Origin of the sequence: Butyrivibrio sp. WCD3002, from assembly GCF_000424265.1 — a bacterium.
Taxonomy (GTDB): Bacteria; Bacillota; Clostridia; order Lachnospirales; family Lachnospiraceae; genus Butyrivibrio.
This window is the reverse complement of record NZ_AUJO01000001.1, coordinates 260,932-283,046: the sequence shown is the minus strand read 5'-3', so window position 1 is coordinate 283,046 and position 22,115 is coordinate 260,932. Positions and strand designations below refer to the sequence as shown.

At 40.7% G+C, this 22,115-nt stretch carries 17 protein-coding genes; 1 reads left to right on the top strand and 16 read right to left on the bottom strand.

Annotated features, from left to right (window positions below; translation table 11 throughout):
* Positions 1-75: 75 nt before the first annotated feature.
* The 9 genes from G608_RS0101115 to G608_RS0101075 all read right to left on the bottom strand — a co-directional run bounded on the left by G608_RS0101115 (position 76) and on the right by G608_RS0101075 (position 10,374).
* A complete protein-coding gene (locus tag G608_RS0101115; RefSeq protein WP_026494450.1) occupies positions 76-1,179 on the bottom strand; it encodes a radical SAM/SPASM domain-containing protein in 1,104 nt (367 codons plus the stop codon).
* Complete coding sequence (locus G608_RS19465) at positions 1,179-2,009, bottom strand: sulfite exporter TauE/SafE family protein (protein WP_051208680.1); 831 nt, start codon at positions 2,007-2,009, stop codon at positions 1,179-1,181. Before G608_RS19465 ends, G608_RS0101115 begins: the two co-directional genes overlap by 1 nt.
* 10 nt (positions 2,010-2,019) lie before the next feature.
* Positions 2,020-2,898 carry a carbohydrate ABC transporter permease gene (locus G608_RS0101105; RefSeq protein WP_026494449.1) on the bottom strand — a complete coding sequence of 293 codons (879 nt, stop codon included), beginning with the start codon at positions 2,896-2,898 and terminating at the stop codon, positions 2,020-2,022.
* Between the two features lie 12 nt (positions 2,899-2,910).
* On the bottom strand, positions 2,911-3,819 hold the full coding sequence (locus G608_RS0101100; RefSeq protein ID WP_051208678.1) for an ABC transporter permease: 909 nt from the start codon (positions 3,817-3,819) through the stop codon (positions 2,911-2,913).
* A 17-nt stretch (positions 3,820-3,836) separates the two neighbouring features.
* Positions 3,837-5,423, bottom strand: a complete 1,587-nt coding sequence (locus G608_RS0101095) for an extracellular solute-binding protein (RefSeq protein ID WP_035794259.1) — start codon at positions 5,421-5,423, stop codon at positions 3,837-3,839.
* A gap of 102 nt (positions 5,424-5,525) precedes the next feature.
* Complete coding sequence (locus tag G608_RS0101090) at positions 5,526-6,257, bottom strand: helix-turn-helix domain-containing protein (protein WP_026494446.1); 732 nt, start codon at positions 6,255-6,257, stop codon at positions 5,526-5,528.
* 9 nt (positions 6,258-6,266) lie between these two features.
* A complete protein-coding gene (locus G608_RS0101085) occupies positions 6,267-7,787 on the bottom strand; it encodes a sensor histidine kinase (protein WP_026494445.1) in 1,521 nt (506 codons plus the stop codon).
* Between the two features lie 27 nt (positions 7,788-7,814).
* Positions 7,815-8,849 (bottom strand): cellulase family glycosylhydrolase, encoded by a 1,035-nt coding sequence (locus G608_RS19460; protein ID WP_155833195.1) that lies wholly within the window; start codon positions 8,847-8,849, stop codon positions 7,815-7,817.
* 19 nt (positions 8,850-8,868) lie between these two features.
* Entirely contained in the window at positions 8,869-10,374 is a 1,506-nt protein-coding gene (locus G608_RS0101075) for a sulfatase-like hydrolase/transferase (RefSeq protein WP_026494444.1), read from the bottom strand.
* Positions 10,375-10,501: 127 nt separating this feature from the next.
* Here G608_RS0101075 and G608_RS0101070 point away from each other — a divergent pair, with 127 nt between their 5' ends.
* A complete protein-coding gene (locus tag G608_RS0101070) occupies positions 10,502-11,338 on the top strand; it encodes an AraC family transcriptional regulator (RefSeq protein WP_026494443.1) in 837 nt (278 codons plus the stop codon).
* Between the two features lie 7 nt (positions 11,339-11,345).
* Here the strand turns inward: G608_RS0101070 and G608_RS0101065 are convergent, their stop codons facing one another.
* From G608_RS0101065 to hemZ, 7 genes are all read right to left on the bottom strand, one after another.
* Positions 11,346-13,640, bottom strand: coding sequence for an ABC transporter substrate-binding protein (locus tag G608_RS0101065; RefSeq protein ID WP_026494442.1), 2,295 nt, complete (start codon positions 13,638-13,640; stop codon positions 11,346-11,348).
* Between the two features lie 49 nt (positions 13,641-13,689).
* Positions 13,690-15,327: an Mbeg1-like protein gene (locus tag G608_RS0101060; protein ID WP_026494441.1), complete on the bottom strand. Its 1,638-nt coding sequence runs from the start codon at positions 15,325-15,327 to the stop codon at positions 13,690-13,692.
* Between the two features lie 66 nt (positions 15,328-15,393).
* Positions 15,394-17,496, bottom strand: a complete 2,103-nt coding sequence (locus G608_RS0101055; RefSeq protein WP_026494440.1) for a DUF6449 domain-containing protein — start codon at positions 17,494-17,496, stop codon at positions 15,394-15,396.
* On the bottom strand, positions 17,471-18,373 hold the full coding sequence (locus G608_RS0101050) for an ABC transporter ATP-binding protein (protein WP_026494439.1): 903 nt from the start codon (positions 18,371-18,373) through the stop codon (positions 17,471-17,473). Before G608_RS0101050 ends, G608_RS0101055 begins: the two co-directional genes overlap by 26 nt.
* Positions 18,374-18,386: 13 nt before the next feature.
* Positions 18,387-18,773 (bottom strand): GntR family transcriptional regulator, encoded by a 387-nt coding sequence (locus G608_RS0101045; protein WP_026494438.1) that lies wholly within the window; start codon positions 18,771-18,773, stop codon positions 18,387-18,389.
* A gap of 92 nt (positions 18,774-18,865) precedes the next feature.
* A complete protein-coding gene (locus G608_RS0101040; protein WP_026494437.1) occupies positions 18,866-20,206 on the bottom strand; it encodes an MATE family efflux transporter in 1,341 nt (446 codons plus the stop codon).
* A gap of 107 nt (positions 20,207-20,313) precedes the next feature.
* Positions 20,314-21,810: a coproporphyrinogen dehydrogenase HemZ gene (gene hemZ, locus G608_RS0101035; RefSeq protein ID WP_330366824.1), complete on the bottom strand. Its 1,497-nt coding sequence runs from the start codon at positions 21,808-21,810 to the stop codon at positions 20,314-20,316.
* Positions 21,811-22,115 lie beyond the last annotated feature (305 nt).

Genomic DNA, 22,115 nt, shown 5'->3' with positions numbered 1-22,115 from the left:
GAATATGCAACATGCCGAGGCATGATAACTACTCCCTTTCACTAAAAAATAAAATAACAGATTTAGAATTTAGTGTCAATTCAAAATACTGTGTATAATTTGTTGTAACTCCGGTAAACAATTATCCAGAAAAAGCCTGTATCCACACTCATTTTCGCCGTCAAAACCACAAACTTCTTTCCTCATTCGGAGGCATCCGCCATGACAAATTTTTAAATATGGACATCGGCAACAAAAATCTGCTTCCGCATCATCCCGTGTTATAAAGCTGCTTTTTGCAGCCTTATTATATATGTCCTCCACATTCTCACAGGCAAGATTCCCAATGCAGTATTCATCAAGAGCATAGAAGTCGCAGGGAAACACCCTTCCGTCTGCTTCTACCACAAACTGCGGACTGCACTTTCCGGTTATTCCGCAGGCTGTCTGTTTTCCGTAAGCAAGCAGATTTATCAGATCATCAAAGAGCTTAATACTTCTGTACTTTCCGGCTTTAAAAGCTTTTGCCCAAAGGAAAAATAAGTGGCTATAGAAGCCTGCAAAGCTGCAGGGGTTCAGCCGGCAAGACTTCTTTTCGCCCTCTATTTTTCCAAGGCATGGAATAAACTGCGTATACCCTATATTCTCTCTGCACAGATAATCCCAAACCTTTTCAGGTTCCTTAGCGAGGTCATTAGTAAGTACAGAAAGAATATTATATTCTACTCCATAGCTTAGGAGCGCCTTCCTTGCCGCATTTACTCTTTCATAGGTGTCGCTCCCATTCGTATCTTTCCTGTATTTATCGTGAACTTCAGGAAGGATATCCTGAGAAATTCCCACAAGAAAATTATTACTTTTGAAAAACCGGCACCAGCTCTTATCTATAAGAATGCCGTTTGTCTGGATTGCATAGTTTACTAAAACGCTGCCCTTTTTCTTTTCCACTTCTTCTGTAAAGTGTAGAAAAAACGGGAGCCCTGCCAGAGTGGGTTCTCCTCCCTGAAAAACAAAGGAAACCGCATCCATATCATTCAGGCAGGATAACACATTATCTATTATTTTATTAGCAGTCTCCCGCTTCATAACGCCGCAGGATGACATGGCTCTTTTACTGCTTACATCCTCATAAAAGCAATACTCACAGCTCAAATTACACAGTGAAGATGCAGGCTTTATCATTATCGAAATATTTTTCATTATGTATTTACAGATAATATGGCATTTTCATATCCCGTAAGAAGAATGAAATTATGCCTGAAATTGTAAAGGGTTATTCCCATGATTACCACAAGAAGCAGCAAAAACAGTCTGTCTACAGACTTCTGATTTATAAGATCATTTATCCTTCTGCCTGCTATGCCTCCTGCTATTCCCATTGCCACCATCATTAAAAGAAGTACCACATCTACCTTCGGTACAGTGCCAGTTGCAATGGTTGTTACAAAGGAAGCCAGCTGTGACAGCAATATTATAAAAAGGGAGCTTTCCGCTGCCTCCTTTGCCTTCATGGAAAAACAGTAGCTAAGAACCACAATATTTATCGGGCCTCCGCCAATCCCCAAAAACGCTGATATAACGCCAAGTATTGCGCCTATAGTAAAAATCCAGGCCAGTCCTGTAATTTTCTTTTTACTTATCCTTACCTTAAACAGTGTGTATATAAAGGTTCCTGCAGTAATCACAAGTAAAACCAGTGACTGAAGCTCTCCAACCAGGAAGTCATTACCAATATCAGACAAAAGCACAGTAAACATGCTCTTTCCGATCACACCGCCTGCTATGCTGCCTGCAGCAAGGATTATCATCTCATTTGATGCAGACTTAAATCTGCTTTTTCCCGCTTCTCTTGCTATTGAATATGCTGTCATTGAAAGCACTGTGCATCCGGACAGAAAGCTTATTACAGAAACACTGTATACGTTAACAGCATCCAGCACAGGCTTTATTATTACTCCACCTCCGATACCGCAGATGGAGCCGACAAGTGAAGCCAGGAAACAAATATCCGCAATAATAACATATTCCATTTTTAGCCCTTTATCCTTTTACAGCTCCAACCATGATTCCCTTGGTGAAATACTTCTGGACGAAAGGATAAAAGATAAGAATCGGCACACTAGCAACAATAATAAGTGCATATTTCATGGTCTCGCCCTGCATAACCTTTTCATACATGCCGGTCATATCTCCGCCCACTGCTTCAAGACTGTTTTGTAACAGGATTTCTCTTAAAACTATCTGCAAAGGATATAGCTTCTCGTTTCGAAGATAAATTATTGCATTAAAGAAGGCATTCCAGTGCTGCACCGCATAAAACAGCGTAATTACGGCAAGTATAGGCTTGGATAATGGAAGAACCACATGTATAAGTGTCTGAAAATGGCTGCAGCCGTCTATTGATGCTGCCTCCTGCAGCTCTCCCGGTATGCTTGTCTGAAAATAGTTTTTCATAACCAGCATATTGTAGGTATTAAGCGCGTTAGGAATTACCATGGCCCAGATACTGTCTGTGATTCCAAGATTTTTCACCACAAGATAAACAGGAATCATACCGCCGCCAAAAAGCATGGTAAAGGATACTAAAAAGGTAAGCAGAGTCCTGTATGGCATGTCTTTTCTTGAAAGCGGAAATGCACAAAGTGTAGTCAGCAAAAGGTTTATAACGGTTCCAAGTCCGGTATAGATCAGAGTATTGCGATATCCGATCCATATTTGGGGCTCCTGAAAAACCATCTGGTAGGATTTTACGTTAAATCCCACAGGTAAAAAGGTCAGTTGTCCTGAAAGAACAGCCTCCGGCTTACTGAAGGAGGCGATGATGACAAAGTAAAGCGGATACGCCACCATGATCATGATAAGGACACTGATAAAAACAATTACATAATCAAATATTCTGTCATTTAAACTCTTTTTCATCGCTACTCTCCATTACCACAGACTTATTTCAAAATATTTCTTACAAATCCTGTTTGTAAGTATTATCAGTGCCAGATTGATAACAGAGTTAAAAAGTCCGACTGCTGTTGCATAGCCATAGCTTCCCTGCAAAATACCCTGCTTATAAACAAGGGTTGATATTATTTCGCTGGATCTGATATTCAGATTATTCTGAAGAAGATATGCCTTTTCAAAACCAATGGTCATCACCTGTCCTATTCTCAGGATAAGCAGCGTTACGATAGTAGGCGCTATTCCCGGTAAAGACACATGAATGATTCGCTTAAGTCTGCCTGCTCCGTCAATTTTTGCAGCCTCGTAGAGCTCCGGATCAATTCCTGCAAGTGCAGCAATGTAGATTACAGAATTCCATCCGCTCTCCTGCCAAATATCAGATAAAACATACACAGCCTTAAAATATTTGTTGGATTCCAGAAAACCAATGGATTCAAACCCTAAAAAGTTCAAAAAGGTATTAAGAACACCATATTGAGGTGACAGAAACAGATATAACATACCGCACAAAACTACAACTGATATAAAGTGCGGAACATAAGTCAGATTCTGCAGCACCTTTTTAAAGTGCACTCCCGGCAGTTCGTTCAATATGATAGCCAGTAATATGGGAATCGGAAAACCAAAGATTATAGAATATAAGCTGATGGACACTGTGTTCCAGATAATGTCTATGTTATAGTACGAAGAAAAAAATTGCTTAAAGTATCTTAGTCCAACCCAGGGGCTTCCAAGATAACCAAGCCTTGGATTGTAGTTTCTAAAAGCCAGCTGAATTCCGTACATCGGTACATAGCAAAACACTATGTACCAGATGAACGGTATGAGAAACATCACTATCAACTGCCATTTAGAAAAGAATCTCTTCCGAAATGACTTCTTCATGTTGATGTGATTCTCCTTTATTTAATATTGTCATAGGCTTCCTGGTAGATTGATACCCACTCATCAATACCGATATCCTTCAAGGTCTGAACATAGGTATCCCATGAATCGAAGGATTCCTCGCCTCTGATAAACAGCGCTGTGGTTGTCTGAACATAGCTTTCGATATCTGACCAAAGCACTGTAACTCTGTCATTTACCTCTTCTGTGAAAAGCGGAGCTGAATAAATATTTTCGGGAACATAAGGATCCAGTGCCACCTGCGCCTCAAGAGTATTCTTGGAAGCGATTGCCTCACAGTTTACCTCATTAACAAGCTGAGGAGCACCGCCGCCCGGCCAGATTGTGAACTTACCGATTTCTGTTCCGCTGCCGTTAGGACTATCAAGAATACCATCGTTGTATCTGGGCATTCCATCCTCATCGAAGTACATGTTCTCACCTTCAACGCCGTATCTCATCATGATTGAGCCTTCATCACCGTAGAAGTAGTCGATGAAACGAAGCGCTGCTTCAGGATATTTGCAATCACTGCTTATGGCAAATACACCGTTATCACGGGCTATAGGAGCTGACTGAACATACTGTTTATCTGCTGCTCCTGTAAAAGGTGAAATACCAATGTAATCTGTGGAATCAAAGGCATCATCAGCCTGGTTAAAGAAAAGTCCAAGGAGATTTCCTGATGCTTTTGAGAGATACTTTGCATATTCCTGAGTGAATACCTCTTCATCGATAAGACCTTCTGCGTACATGTCATGTAACCACATAAGCTCTTCCTTAAAGCTGTCATCGGTAAGATAAGAAACAACCTTATCATCCTTTACCTCGAGCCATGTATCAAACTGCCACTGATGTCCCCAGACACCTGCAAATCTTCTGATAAGAGTATCAGCATCTGAAGCACTCATAGGTATCTCATCATCGATACCGTTGCCGTTAAAGTCGGTGCCCTTAAATGCCCTGAGTACAGCTTCAAGATCATCAAGAGATTTAGGTACATCCAGTCCTACTTCATCGAGCCATGCTTTGTTCAGCCAGAACTTTTCGTCGCGAGCTGCTGTTAGATCAATAAGTGCAGGAAGCGCATAAATATGTCCGTCCGGTGCTGTGATTCTCGAAAGTATTGCGGGATTTTCCTGAATATGCTTTGAAATATTAGGTGCATACTCATCAAGCATATCCTCGAGAGGAATGAGGATTCCCATTGTTCCGTATTTTACGATTTCAGTATTGGTAAGAAAGGCTCTGACAAACACATCATCATAATCGTCGCTGGCCCACATAAGACTCTTCTTTTCATCATAGCCTTCAGCTGAAAGAACATCTGTAAAATCAAGCTTGATATTTGTCATTTCCTGATACTTCTTCCACATGGACATTGTATCCCAGGGCTGCTGAGCAGGTCCCTGCTGTCCAAATACCCTTAATGTGATCTCTTCATTTACGATAGGGAAACCCTCTTTATTCAGATTTTCTGTAGATGCACCTGTCGATGCTGTAACCTCGGAAACATTTTTTTCTGCTTCGGCACTGCCGCATCCGCTTAATGTACCAAGAAGCATACTTACCCCAATTGCCAATGCTACTATTCTTTTTTTCATTGTAACCCTCCAAATAAACTTCTTTGCAATTTGGTCGACCGCAATTACAGTATAGCTGTCACCCCTATGGAGGTCATCACAATTCCTTGTCCATCAACTACACTATTTTGTCTTTTGAATACATTCTGAAGGTCTGAGTCCTGTGTACTCCTTGTAGACCTTTAAAAAGTAATTGTAGGAGTTAAAACCGGTCTTCTCGGAAATCTCGTAAAGGTTGTGCTCTCCCTCTTCCATGTACTGTCTTGCTTTCTTTACCCTGAAACTGTTTAAGTATTCCGTAAAGGACATTTCCATCTCCCGCTTAAATAGCCTCGACAGATACGAAGGTGAAACATGTATTTCCTTTGCTACGGTTTCAAGGATGATGTCGTTGCTATAACATTTATCAATATACGCAATTGTGTCTTTAACATATTCGGACAAGCCATCAAGATTTTGCTCCTCCAGCTTTTCAAGGGCGAGCTGATAGCTTTCTATCATCTCCTCAGTAACTGAACCTATTGCATAGGGAAGCTGATGCTTTAAAAGATAATCGTAGGAGCCGTATTTCATTGCTTCCCGGACAAACTCGTAGTTATCATAGTTACTAAGCACAAGTGTCGATGGCATGATTTTTTCATCAGACAAAGTTTTAATTACCTGAGTTCCCATCATATCAGGCATATCCATGTCAAGAATAAGCAGATCAGGACTATATTCTCTGACCGCCTCCAAAGCACTTCCTCCATTAATACATTTGGCGAGGACGACACAGTCTTCACACTTTTTTTCCAGATACCCGGCAATTTTGCCAAGCATTATGATGTCGTCATCTGCAATTACTATGCTATACATACTTCCCCCTTACACCGGATATTCCAGGTGTATTTTCGTTCCTTCTCCCTCCAGGCTGCTCACATTAAAAACTGCCCGGTTTTTGTAATTAAGCTTAAGTCTCTCGTAAACATTTGATACGCCCACACTTAAAAATGTGTTTCCGCTTGCTCTATCCTTATCGTGAATATGCTCAAGCTGTTCCTTAGACATTCCGACTCCATTGTCCTCGATGTCTATAATCATTCTATTGTCCTTAATTTCAGCCTTTATGAATACGCGGTATTTCTTTTGAAGACTTATTTCAGTGAAGCCGTGATTTAGTGAGTTCTCCACAAGAGGCTGCAGCAAAAGCTTTAATATTGGCGCATTCCCTGCTTCTTCACTTATATCAGCATCAAAAGTAAAGTCGTAGAGCATATTGTACTTTTTGATATTGATATACATCCGGATGTACTCTATCTCATCATTTAGGGTTATAAACTCACCCTTACTCTTTGATATCAGTTTAAGAAGACCCGCAAAGGAGGATGAAACCTCCTCAATGTTTCCAACTCCCTGAAGCTGTGCGAGATTTGTAATCGTATTTAAGGTGTTATAGATCATGTGAGGATTTACCTGTGTCTGCAGGTTCTTCATTTCATACTGTCTTTTGCTCTCTTCGATCTTTCTGTTGTGACGTATGATCACTATATTTATCAATATAGTAAAGGGCACGAAATAGCTTATGAAAATAATAAGAATCCTTGTGGAATCCCTGTATACTTCAGCGGCCTCCACCAGGAACATAACTGAAATATCATCCTCTAAATCTCTGTGGGACTGCATCAGATAGGTCCTGTTATTCCATTTTATTTTTCCGCCTGCATCATCTTTTATCTGCGCAAAGGGAGTCCCCATCTCAGACTGACTTCCTGCGATTTCATTCTCAAAAATAATATCGCCCTGACCATCCAGAATATAGATCAAATCCTGACTCTCTCCAAAGGGCTCCAGTATTTTATGAATATATGACAGATTTACATCAATGATCACAACTCCAAGGAGCTTGCCCTTTCGATAAAAGCTTCTGATGAGACTTATGCGTTTTCCATCGCCCCTTATAACCTTGCCGCCCTTGGCATTTACACCTTCTGTTACAATATCGCTGTCCATGCTCAGAACAGCATTGTACTCCGCGTTACTATTGTACGTGTAGCGCGGAGTAACTAAAGTAATCCCATATTGATAACTGGTGTAAACCGTAGACATTTTCAAAAATGAATCGATTGTCTTATAAGCCTGATAGCCCTCGTAGGTGACAATACTCTTTGGCTTTTCAAGAATATCGTTTATCTGATCATTTATGACTACTGACTTTGCTATGCTGTCCATCTCCGAAAAAATCTTGGTAATCTGCAGCTCGGCAAGTCTTGTCTTTTCATCGATATAAAGGAGTTCCTTCTCTATTACCTTCTTCTGATAGCTTATGATTGAGAAAGAGGTAAGAACCAGGAAAGGTACTATGATCAGTAAAAATACCTTTACGTAATATGCTGCTTTGAACTTCATTCCTAACCTCTTTCCGAACCTTGTTGCTTAGTTATTACTCTTAATTTCATCTAAATCCTTCTGATACCATTTTGGAAGCTGACTGAATTCTTTTACTTCAATATCCTGCCCGGATACCTTTCTGAAATCCTCTGCGCTGTAAACGCTTCCATCCTCATGAAACATTCCGTTGAAGGTACCGTTAATTCTCTGCTCAGGCAGATACGCAGGCTTAACCATAAGTGACCAGAAAAAGTTTCCAATCCCGGCTTCATTTATGATATCTGCCAGTGATGAAAGCTTTGGAAGCTTATATTCCTCAGGGATATCTGCCTGGCCCCAGCCTGCCCCGTTTTCTCTAAGACGCTGCCACTCTGTTATCCAGAAGGGCTTTCCTGTGACACTTTGTATATGCATCGCTTCTGTGACTACACCCTTAAATGCCTCAAGGGATGTAGGGAAATTATCATGGAACTGATAGATATCTATGATATCTGCAAAGTACAGGTTATGAACCGGCATGATACATCCTATGGTAAGGGGAACGCTGCCTCTTATCTTATTTACATACTCAGCGATATATCTTGCAAATTCCACATTCCCGGTCTCCTTGTGGGGCTCATTCATAATTTCGATTGCAAGGAGTCTTTGATCGTCCCTGTATTTTTCCATAAAATCACTTAAGTAAACCTCTGCCTCATGGAATCTTTCAGGATTACGATCTATTTCCTTACCGGGATATCTCACACATACAGCTGTATATGGGTTCCTATCGTTTGCGGTTTTCTTATCGAATTCTATTCCGCAATCCTCAAAAAGCACGGGCATAATGCGGACATTGTGTCTACTTGCTAATTGAAGCATGATCTCTATTATCTCAAAGAATCTGTTGCTGTCCTCAAGATAAAAATGGTAGCTTACAAAAAGTCTGTAAGCATTTATTTTTGCTGATTCTGCATATCTTAAATCTCTCTCAAATTCGGTCTTATCAAACATTGTAAATGTCTGATAGGCGTTATATGCTCTTGCGGGAAAATAAACCGCTCCGTGTATATCTTCAAAATATGATCTATCAAGTTTCATTTTTTCATACCTTCCAATCTTAGTTTTTTTCATCCTTTGTAGTCTTTTTTCTTACGGCTTCCGTCATAGGAAGTCCGGTATCGTAATCAAGCTGTCTGGGCTCATACTCTTCATTTAGTCTCTGCCTTGTATAGCCATCGTTTGCCCAGGCCTGATGTTTATCCCTTCGCCAGGGTCTGCAGCTCCACTGATATCCTCTGTATAAATCCCTTGTGGCATTCATATGCTCAAGAAGTGCATCATGCATCTCGTTACGAATATCCTCATACTCAGGAGAATTTATCAGGTTCGTGACTTCAAAAGGATCCTTTTCCATATCGTAAAGCTCGTCTGTATCAAGCAGATTTATAACAAGCTTATACCTCTCTGACATGACTGCCCTCATCATCTGAAGGCCGCCAAAGCCGTCGTGATCAACCTCATATCTGGTAAATTCGGTGAACACCTTATCATTTATCCTTACCCCGGTGTCTCTTATCTGCGGAAGCATGCTTTTCCCTTCCATGCACTCGGGAACAGGAATTCCCATGTAATCAAGAATTGTTGGAGCAAGATCTATATGTGATGCGGGATAATCTACAACCTTCCCCTTCTCGCCGCCCTTTATTATCAGCGGAATATTTGCTATTTCTTTATATGCTGCGGCATTTTTCATCTGAAGCCTGTGATTACCAAGCATGTCACCATGATCGGAGGTAAAAATAACCATAGCCTCGGGAAGGTCTTTTTTCACCGCATCAAGGACTCTTCCTATCTCGTAATCAGCAAAGCTGTTACAGCCCAAAAACAGTGAAAGCTGTTTTGATGGTCTGTTTATTTCTTCTGTTTTTTTGTCTATGGCATCTCCTGCCCAAAGCTGCTGCATAAGAGGCTTTTTTGACAGGTCATCCTGAAAATTGGGATTGTCCTCAAACTTAAAGCCCTCATACATCTCATTAAAGGGTGGCGGACAAAGACAGGGACCATGGGGCTCATCATAAGAAACCACCAGGAAAAAATCCTCGTCCTTATACTCATCAATAAATTTGAGTGCTCTGTTCGAGCATCTGTGAGCATAAGTAAAATCCTCTGTCATATCTGCTTCGTAGGCAGTCTCTGATTTTCTGGACCTGACCTTATCCTCATCAGAAAGCTCATCCAGATATCTTCGCATATCGTACCAGTACTCTTCGTCCCAACCTTCAGGACATACGCCGTTTCCAAAGTAATCACTGCCATCTAAGTGCCATTTCCCTATATAACCGCAATGAAGGCCGTTATCGGTAAGGCGCTGGCCTATGGTTTTTACATTTTCGCCCATAGCTATGCAATTTGTTACCATTCCGTTGGTATGGGGAAATGTTCCGGTAAAAATCGCAGATCTGGCAGGCCCGCAAACAGGCTGCGCAGTGTAGGCGTTTTCAAATCTGATTCCCTCATCCGCAAGGGCATCAAGATTTGGCGTGGACATTTTAGGATTACCATAGCAGCCGAGCATATCCCGTCTGGTGGTGTCCGTCATAATAAACACAATTTGTTTTTTCACATCAGGTATCCTCTTTTTTATTTAATTGTTATCAAACATATTGCACATCATAATGCCACGCGTTACTATATTACATACATTTTGCTGGTTTCTATATGGACAATTCTGCTTTTTTAAGGTGATTTTTATGATAGATATTTCAGGACATTTAAGAGAATACAGGCGAGAAATAGGCTTTTCCAACTATAATATACCCCTTGAGGTAAACTGCTGTGGACAACAGAGTTTTCTTACAAGAGATTTTTCCAAAAGTCGTCCTAATGGAAGGCTGGATTATCAGCTTATTTATATTACGAGAGGATGCGGTATATTCAACTTTTCCGGAAAAGAACAGATAGTAAATGCCGGCGGCATTGTTCTATACAGGCCCGGAGAGCCTCAGTTGTATTCCTATTCCTTTAAGGATAAGACAAGCGCATACTGGATTCATTTTACCGGCAGTAATGCAGAAAAAATCCTGAATGAATTTCATATTCATTCAGGCTATATCGGTAACAGCATCCAGATTAAAGATATATTTCAGGAAATCATAAAAGAGCTTCAGCTTAAAAAGACCGGATATAGTATTGTTGCGACTGCAGATCTTGAAAAGATGCTGGCCCTTATAAATCGCAGTATGGAGCTGGAAGCTTCCGAGGACAGGAACGATCTTGTTCTTGAGCGTCTGATAATTCAGCTAAACCAAAGCTACAATAATGCCTGGTCAGTTACGTCCATGGCAAAATACTGCAATCTTAGCGAAGGATATTTTTCTCACTATTTTAAAGAAAAAATGGGTGTTTCTCCCATGAAATATCTTGCGAATTTAAGAATAGAGAAAGCCAAATTCCTGTTGTCGGAAAGTGATATTTCAGTTTCAAACATAGCAGCTTCCCTTGGCTTTAGTGATGTTTTGTACTTTAGCCGCATATTCAAAAAAGCAGTCGGTGAATCACCAACTGCTTTTCGAAATGCTCTAAACTAATTCTATTTTACATGCTCTCGCTTAGGCATATAGAAACTCTGCTCTGTATTATATCTGCAACCTCTTCGGCAGTCTTTTGTCCTTCGAAGAAGGCGCCAACCTCTTCCTCGATTATCTCAGAAACCTTGTCATTGGACTGGTCAACCTTATCAACCGATTTAATAAAGGAAGCCAGACCTTCTGCTTCTTCTTTTGAGAGCTCATCTATCTTGATCTCAATATCGCCAATTCCGTAGTAGCTCTCAGACAGCTCTTTCTTACCTTCTGCATTGATGAAGAAAGGCGGTTCCTGAGCAAGGCTGCACATCTCATCAAAGGCCTTATTACTGATAGGGAAGCCCCACTTTCTATCCTTTACAGTATCCTGGAAATCATCAGACAAAAACTGCTTAATGAACTCCCAGCACACTTCCTTATTTGCGCAGCTGTTACTCATGGCAAGCTGCTGCAGCGGAACAATATATGACTCACCGCCTTTATCGGTAGGATATCCGTTGTATACTATTTCTTCGCCAAAATATCCTCTTGTTGAAACCTGAAAATCCTCAAAGGATGACAGGTACTCACTTCTAAGAAGGGCCTTCTTTTCACGGTACATGGTCTCATACTGTGAGTAGTCATAGTCCTCAGCCTCAGTAGCAGGAAGCTCCTTAATATATTCAAGAAGCTTTATGAATGCAGGATTTTTAAAATCACAGGTTCCTTTTTCATAGTCAATGAAGCAGCTTCCGCATCTTGAGTAGTACATATATCCATAATCTCTTGTGCTGTAGCCCATCATCATTGTAGGATCGATGTTGTTTTTTTCGCAGATATCCCTGAAATTATTGAGGGTCACCTTTTCATCACCAACCATACTCTTAGCAGCGCTCATTGTATCTATATAGAAGCTTGGTATGATCATGTAAAGCTTATCATCTCTTTTGCAGGCATCCATGATATTGGGAAGATAATTATCGAGGGAAATATCAGGATCCTTCTCAATATAGGAATCAAGAGGTTCTATAAGCCCCTTATTTATATAGCTCTCGTAGGGAATATAGGAACTAAGAACAAATATATCAGGCGTATTTCCGCTGGTAACATCAAGGTTAAAGGCCTCCGTTACCTTCTCAAGGCCTTCCATATCGTCACTGTAGGTATCGCTAAAATAATCCTCTATTTTGATGCAGTAATCATCATGAAGCTGATTGAATTTTACAACCTCTTTTCTTACATCATCATTGATAAATACCGTACCAAGGACTAATACTTCCTTATCCTTTATATTCTCAGGAGCAACCTTTGTAAGCTCATAAAGCCCCATATCCTCGCTGGGCATTGAAGCGTAGACGATCAGGTTGCCATTGTCCTTCTCATAGATGTATCTGACGTAATCTATCAATAGATCAGATGCAGTGAGATCGCAGATCTTGGTAGCCTCTGCATCTCCAAGGTTGTATGCCATTATGGCATCACTATTCATGTAGTAAACATCAAAGCTTTTGCCGGGATTTAGCTGATCCCCGCCATAAACACCCTCAGGATAAGCATTTTCTATTTTATTAAAGACTTTAGCAGCCTTATCGAACTTTGATATCCTATAGTTCCAGTCTTCATCGTTGTCCTGAAGGTAGAGTTCTCCGTCTCTTAAAACAAAGAGGGATCTCTCATAATAATACTCTTCCTCATTACCGGAGCGTTTGCCATATTCAAGCATCTCTCCATCTCCGGTTTCAGGATTATAGATAGCAAAGCCTGACTGAGACGCAGTAACTACTCCAACATCCTTAACATAAACTAAGCTGTTGGGATTGCTGCTCTTATCCTCTTCAACAAGCTTTTTCTCCCAAAGCACCTCCCCCGAAGGAGCAACCTTGACTATAAGAGTGTTGGCATCTTCAACATTTTCTTCATCGTCAAATGATTCCTGATACTCGTTTTTGGTGACGTAAATATTCTCAGCATCATCGCACGCAATGTTGCCATAGTAACAATCCGCCGATGACTCTAACTTTACAAAATCCTTGGCTGTCCCGTCCTTAAGTCTAACCCTCTTAACGGAACTTTCTGTGACTTCACCATATTCAGATGTAAGTATATAAATATAATCGCCGTTTCTGCAAAAACTCTCAATATTTCTTTCATTTGAAATTGCATCATCTACGGTACTGAGGCTATATACGTAGTTTTTATCATCTTCGCTGATAGTCTTTTTTTCTTTGTTTATGACCGGTTCATCCTTTTTGCCGCAGCCGGCACCAAAAACCATGCAAAAACAAAGCAGTGCCGCCACTCCCCTATTTATATTTCCTTTTCTCATCCCTTTTCCCTTTCACTTCCTCGTAACACTCAAATCTATGAGTTAAAACTCAAATATCCTCATCCTCATAACAAAAGCCCTTTTCAACACCTCTCTTTGCCTCCCCAAGCAGCTGAATAAGAAGTCTTACAAGGCCCGTTATAACCAGATAACTGCCTACGGTTATGGACTTTCTTATGGACAAATTCATAGGCGACATAAACATGATTACGCTAACATTCAGCGCTATTACCGCAACGAATATCATCCAGAATCTGGCTAACAAAGACATGGTTTTTCTGTTCTTTATTACGTACCTGACACTTGTAGCTGCAAGAACGATAAAAGCTACCGCCACCAAAACATTTGTCCAGGTGGGTATTCTCTCCAGGTTAGAAAGAAGAAAAACCATAAAGCACATTATAACCATCCAGAATATCATTCTGCCTCGTTTCAGTACGCCGTTTTCCTCTCTCATACCTGACTTTATAAGGAAGCTTCCGCTCCAGATAATACCAACAAAAGCAATAAGTGCGCCAAGCAGGTTATATACATTCTCCGGAATCGCAAAGAACAGCAGTCCCAGGAAAATCAGGCTAAGACTGATAATACCCTGCTGAGATTTTATCGTTTCCATAAATCTAAGCTTTTCAAATCTGCCCCAGAAGGTACTTATGAATTTTCCAAATACTATCTTTGTCTTACTCTCAGAATTAGCTGCGGATAAAAGAATCGTTCCAAAGCCGTGCATACCACCATCCTGAATATCCTGGATACTGGTTGCACCGCCTGCCTTTAAGGAATCGAAAATATCCTTTGTAAAAATCTCTCGATGCTCCATGGAGTTGGACTCAATCCAGTCATCAATGATGCTATTGTACATTACGCTGTTTTCATTAAGATGCTTTTTTCTCTTAAAATGGTTGCCGTCTACCTGCCAGGTCATTCCCGTATGCTGGGCAATTCCCTTGGCTTCGCTTCCGATAATTATGTGCCTTACATTAGGCTCGAAAAGCATACCGACAATGCAAAATTCAGGTACGATATGGGTTAATCTCAGTCTTATGTTTTCAAACCGCTCTTCATCCAAAAACTCGGAACAGATTCCCGGTCCGTCGTTACTGTAAATCTGCTTAATTCTTATCTGCAGAGTGTCAAAAATATTCATGGATGCATAAAGAGCAAGATTGCCGCCCTTGGAGTGACCTCCAACCAAGAAATCCCCCGAATATTTCTGCATTACATTGCTAAGATAATTAAGAGCTTCCTTCTGCGCCGGAATCTCCTGAAAACTAATCATGAAATCCATTCGCCAGTCATCTATGTCATAACCCGTTCCACGGTAGGAAACATATCTGCTTCCGTCAGGCAGCTTTACCGTCATGGCAGTTACCAGCATGTTTTGAGACATGTCATTTATATCAAGAAAATCCGACAGCAAAAGATCACCAAAGCGCCTGCTCTTTGCCATATAATAAAGTACCCAGTCGTACTCTATCCTGGCCATATATTTCGGATCATGCTTTTCAAAAAATGCAGCTGCAGCATCCTTGACTTTGATGCTGCCACCGCTCATATATTCAGGCACAATGCCCTTAAGATCACTATATACAACAAGTGACAAGACGAGATTATCAACTTCGTTAAATGGTGATTCATCAAATGTAAGATCACCGCGCCATTTCAGATAATTAATTACATTTGCCATAAGCTCTACCTCCGCCCACATGTTTATTTTACAACAAAATATCGTTAATGTGGACGGAATGAAATTTTATTCATAGGCTTTAGTTTTTTCAATTATTTCCTGTAATTCCTTTGGCATAGCACTGATATCATTTATCAAGAGATAGTCTGAAGCGTTACCGTTTATGAAGAGGTCGGCATAAACACTATCCTTGTCACCACGTCGCCAAATGGAATTAGTATTAAGCCAGTTAGATGTACTGTTATCTAAAACAGCCTTAATCTCATCTTTATCTGTGGTATCCCATCTCTCGTAGGTATTGTTATCATAGTCATAGCACTGAATACCAAGAGTATTGATATTGTTGATATCTCCAAGCCAGTCGGTAGGAATATCAATCTCCTCAAGTACTTTTCTGGACTCGGTAAACGAGGGATACAGATAAAAATTACACAGCTCTAATCCATAGTAACTACTACTATTGGCCAGCCCAATAAGCATAGTAGGATCAGCCTCTGAAAGCTCCTCAAAGGTCTGTTTTTCAATATCGCTTCTTACTGCCTGTAAAAGCTTTGTTCTGTCCTCTTTTGCAATCTTTACCTCATGACTGCCCTTTATGTCGTAGTATTTGATAGTTTCAAAGCTATCCTCAGAGATATTCATTATCTGGAATATGCCTTCCTTAAAATCAGGATCATCAAACAATGCTTTTACACAGGTCTTATTGGCAGGATCATTTAAGTCCACCCTGAAGCTTCTGTAAATCTTTCGACCATCATTCATCTCCCACATAATATCGAAGTAACCATAAAGCATGCCTTCATTTTCAGTAATAGCATTTTCATATACTTCATCATGGAAAATAAAGCTGTAGTGGTACTTTTTGGCAAATTCCACACCTGCTATAAGAAGCGGTTCAATCTTCTCCATATTGGTGAGCCTCATGTTTTCGAAAACATAATTTTCAGACATCACACTGTTTCCGCTATCGTCCGAGTACTGCAAGCCGTTGTAAACATAATTCTGTTCAATAGCGTAAGTCTTCACTCTGTCGGCTCTTGGAATCCAGGTCTCATATCCAAGCGGATCAAATACGAAAATAATGACTATCAAGCCGGCAATTACCACTGATGCAATCAATGACCCAAAATGAGACAGACATGCTTTAAAATCGAACTCATAAATTGTCTCAATCACAGCATGACTCAAAACAAGTCCGCAGATAATGCCAAATATCAGCATGCCAAACTTTTCACCTATGGACTTAAAGAACATTCCTGCATAAAGAGAAACCACAACTGTAATGGCACATTTTATGTAGGGCTTTGTCTTTTCAAATGCCATGGATCTTCCTGCTGCTTCCAGTGGTCTTATCTTGATAAGAGCTCTGCAGATAAGATAAAGGATAATGCACAAAGCAATTATGATAAGAGTCTTTATAAACAGCGCTTTGTTAAACAGCATATAGTTTTTACGATTAACATCACTAAACAGTGTCATATACATTGTGATTGGTGATGTATAGCTGGTATAAGTCGGCTCCTGATTCCAATAGTAGGTCAGGAAAAATGCCTGCTTATAGACCTCAATAATATATACTGTAGCAGGGCCGCCAACAATAAATACAAAGATTGCCATAAATGCCACAACTATATGTCCGGTCATTACGCAGGCCAACGTACTTGTTAGAAAAATCAGCGTATATGTGGAAATTATAGTAACCATCAGCCCCAGAAGCTGTGGCAAAAACGATACCAAAAGATATCCTTTTGCTAAGCAATATATAGTAACAAGCACATTAAATATGATGTAGGGAACCGCAAAAATCCCAATGCCGTTAAGACAGACAGCCCCAAACAGCTTCTCTCTCTTTACGGGAAGTGCTCCGTAAAGGTCGCACATCTTTGAATCGAAAAGGTATCCATAGCCCTGAACTGCATTTATTATGGCAAGTCCCACAACAAGGATTCCTATCTGCCATGACAGACCGCCTGCCATTTCAAAGCATGCCAGTCTTACATCCTCTATAACTGTTCTTCCTTCTGCAAGCCTTTGCTCATATCTCATAACCGCTAGATATGCATAAACGAGCTGTCCAAAGAAGTTTCCTGCTATGCAAAGAGCAATGGGCCATAATCTTCTTTTTCTGTTCTCTGCACATAAATCAGCAAATAATCTTTTTGATGTCATAGCCCTCAACCCCCGTTTCACTAATAAAGATTTCCTCCAGAGAAAGTGGCAGCATCTCCATGAAAATAGGACTTTCTGCTCTTAGAGTCCTCTCTATATCATCCTCACTTCCCCTGATTGTAAGGACATAAAGTTTTCCTCTGTTCTCGCTTGCAATAACCTTAAGCTCTTCAAAGGTACGATTTCTGCTCTCATCATCTCTGAAAACGCACTGAACCTTATGAACATCGGCACGAGCATCCTCGATATTCTTTGATAAAATGATTCCGCCCTTATGAAGAAGTCCTACGGTATCACATATATCCTCAAGCTCTCTAAGGTTATGAGATGCAATTATGGGAGTAAAATCCCTGTTCTCCATATCCCCTGCAAAAAGACTCTTAACTGCCTGTCTCATAACAGGATCAAGACCGTCAAAGGTCTCATCGCAGTACAGATATCTGGTCTTTGCGCAGAGTCCTAAAATTACGCTCAGCTGCTTTTTCATTCCCTTTGAGAACGTGTTTATCTTTCTCTTTTTCTCAAGGCCGAACTTATCCATAAGGTCATTAAATCTTCCCATGTCAAAGCTCTCATATATTTTCCCAAAGAAAACTGCCATATCTACCGGTGTGGTGTTTGCGAAAAATGCCACATCATCAGAGATATAGAAAAATTCCTTCTTAACCTCCGGATTTTCAAACACCGGTCTTTTGTCTATTGAAATTGTCCCCCTGTCAGGCCTTAGTATTCCCGCAGCCATTCTAAGAAAAGTACTTTTTCCGGCGCCATTTGTTCCAATAAGACCAAACACCTGACCGTCCTCAATTTTCAGATCGATACCACTTATCGCAAGTATGTCGCCAAAGCTTTTCGTCAAATTCGTAGCCTGTATCATCTATTCCCCTTTCTTACTTTTCCTCTTCCTTCTTCAGATGTTCCATCAGCTCCTTCTCAGTAATTCCAAGCTGAAGTGCCTTCTGTAAAAGTTCATCAAATTCTTTCCAAAACTCACATTTCATCTCCGGTATCACCTCCGATATTCCTGATGCAAATCTTCCTCTACCCGCAACCGAATAGCACAGTCCCCTCTGTTCTAAATTGTCATACGCCTTCTGTATGGTGTTGGGGTTTATGGAAAGATCCATTGCCAGCGAGCGCACCGATGGTAGCGCTTCATTCGCTTCAATGATGCCGCGCAATATAAGTTCAGACATCTTATCTGAAATCTGCTCGTATATCGGCCGCTTGTCCCTGAAATCAATTTCGATCAGCATCATTTCCTCCTGTTCCAACATCTGTATCTACTGTACTAATCCATCTAGTACACTTAGTATAATATTATAGGGTGCCGACTCTGTCAACACCCTAATATATATAAATTTTTAATTTAGTCTTTAAATTTACGAAGTTCCGATACAGCAAGAGGTATTGTTATAAACAGAGACAAAATATCCGCACATGCCTGAGTTATCTCTACTCCGAAAATTCCAAAAATCTGAGGCAGAATTAGAATCAGCGGGATAAAGCAGATTCCGTTTCTGGCAGATGAAGTAATTGAAGCCTTTACGCCCTTACCGATTGACTGAAGCATCATATTGGAAATGACCAGTACTCCTCCGAAAACAAGAGTAGCTGACTGCCATCTTAGAGCAACAGATCCAACTGCTATTACATCAGGATCATCGCGGAAAATACCTATTACAGAGGGAGCAAAAGCAAAGCATGCAGCACCTACTATTGCAAGGAAAATAGTTGAATACTTAACACAGAAAAAGTATCCTTCACGCACTCTCTTTTTAAGGCCCGCGCCATAGTTAAAGGAGCATACCGGCTGATATCCCTGACCAAATCCGATAAGAGCTGACATAAGCATCATCATAACTCGTGTTGTGATAGACATGCCGGCAATAGCAGCATCTCCGCCAAAATAGCCTGCCATCTTATTCATGAGAAGCGATGATACAGCAGCCATGCCCTGTCTAAAGAGTGAAGGTGCACCGCCGTTAATTATTTCTTTTATGTAATGAGGATTGATGCGAATGTTTTTAAATGAAAGTCTGATGTTTTCACCCTTGCTTGAGCCTATAAGAAGCACAATAAAGCTTGTAACCTGGCCCATAACCGTAGCTATAGCTGCGCCTCTTACCCCTAAATGGAAAACAAAAATAAGCAGGGGATCAAGTGCCATATTCATTACAGCACCAAACATAAGGCCAACCATGGCATACATGGCAGCACCCTGAAATCTCAGCTGATTATTTATAACAAACTGACCTATCATGAAGGGTGCACCGATAAGAATTATTCTCATGTAATTCTCTGTATCAACAAGAGTAGTCTCCGTTGCACCTATCATAAGTGACAGCTCTTTTACATATACATTTCCTACGATTGCGATTATGACACCTATAATAAGCGCTATTGCAAAGCCTGTGGAAGCCATCTCATTTGCTTCCTTATGCTCACCTGCTCCCAGCATTCGTGAAAGATAATTTCCGGAGCCGTGTCCGCAAAAGAAGCCTGTAGCCTGTATAAGAGCCATTATTGTGAAAACAAGACCAACCGCCGCAGTAGCCTGAGTTGAAATTCTACCTACAAAGAAGGTATCTGCTGTATTGTATATTGCTGTTACGAGCATGCTTATTATAGTCGGCACCGCCATAGTCAGAATAAGCTTCGGTATCGGTGTCTGTGTCATCATCTCGTATCTTTTATTATTTGCCTGCATTTAAAGTACTCCCCAATCTTTCTTAATACCCTCTCCCATAAGAAAAATCATAATTTCTGTCTGATACGCCGCTGTTCAAAGTTTAAACTTAGGATTTTTACTAATGCTCAACCGAACAGCTTACGCTTTCTGTCAATCATCTCATCAAGCTTCTCGATGTAGAGCTTTACATCCTTTACATTGTCGCAGCGCTCTATCCTGCCATCACCGTACACTCTTTTTGTGACTGTACCTGCACCAAGAGCAACTATAGACTGAACCTCTTCCATCATAAGAATATTGTAAATACCTGCTTTCCCCTCCTCAGCATAACCGGTATTTTCAAGGTTTCCCGAAATATTCTTCTGACGATACATGTAATAAGGAGTAAGTCCCATTTTGGCAGCACCTTCTCTTGCTATATCCATCATGGCACCGGTATCTCCCTCTAAGAAATATCCGTTAGTTCTTATGTGCTCTGCAAGTCTTGATCCACGCTTTACGGAAAGGCTGTGAACCGTCAGATCGTTGGGTCTTAGCTTCTCAATCTCCGCCATGGTATGACGTACGTCACTTTCAGTTTCTCCGGGAAGTCCTAAGATAATATCCATATTTATATTATCAAAGCCCTCTTCCCTTGCCATGTTATAGGCATCTATGAACTGTGCTACACTGTGACATCTGCCGATTCTCTTAAGAGTTTCATCGCTCATGGTCTGTGGATTAACAGAAATCCTGTCCACGCCGCACTCCTTCATGGCTCTGAGCTTTTCCCTTGTAATTGAATCAGGTCTTCCGGACTCAACAGTAAATTCACTGCAATGTGACAGATCAATCTTTTCTCTCAGATATCCGATAAGTCTTCTCATCTCGTCAGGCTCAAGAGTTGTTGGCGTTCCGCCTCCAATATAAACAGAATTCAGCTTTTTCCCTGCAAAAGCCTGCGCCACATAATCTATTTCCTTTTCAAGACAGGACAGGTAAGTATCCACTGTCTTTTTCCATGTAGCAATCGGATAGGATGTGAATGAGCAGTACAGACATGTGGTAGGACAAAAAGGAATTCCTATGTACAGACTATAGTTATCTTCATAGTCTATGCTATCTAAAATCTTCTTTTCCCTTACAGCGATATTGTAGGCAAGGTCCATCTTCTCATCTGATACAAAAAAAGTTCCGCGCATGTAATCGCGGATTTCCTTCCCGCTCTTGTTCTCATATATCATCTGCATGGGTATTCTGGTAGGTCTTATTCCCGTAAGAGAACCCCATGGAAGCGACCTTCCTGCCTTTTCACATAATCCCTTGTAAAGAAGCTGCTTAAGTGCATTCTTGGGAGTTGCAAGGGATGCTTCTGACCCATTTGTTGATGCGGAAGCATCGCTATCTGCCACGCTATCACACTCTACCGTCTCAGAAGTGTATCTACCCTCCTCCTGCAAAAATGAAATGTCGATATGCCCCTCATCTTCAAGTAAATCTATTCTTATATCAGGCGCATTATTAGCTCCATCTGTATTTTCTCTGGTTTCAAGCTCCTCAGTAGTCAGAACCTGCACATCCTCTGCCGGATAGAATGCTTTTACCAAAGAATGTATGTCATATTTAAATTTATCTTTATTCAAATTTACCAGTATCATTTGCTTAACCTTTATTCAAATTGATTGTGAATTACATTGAAATGAGAACTATTCGTTCTTTTCGCAGCAATTAGTGCTCATATTTCTTTTAAAATTGCATCGATTTGATGTTTTTTTAATCTTCCGCAGCATTCCACGCTCATTATTACATCGACAAGATGCTCTCTTTTCACTTGCGCAGCATTCTCCACTTAGTTGTTACAGCGACTTGACACTTTTTTATCTATTCCGCTGTAATTTGTACTCATTCCATTCAATAAATTACAGCGACTTGATACTTTTATTCTTTC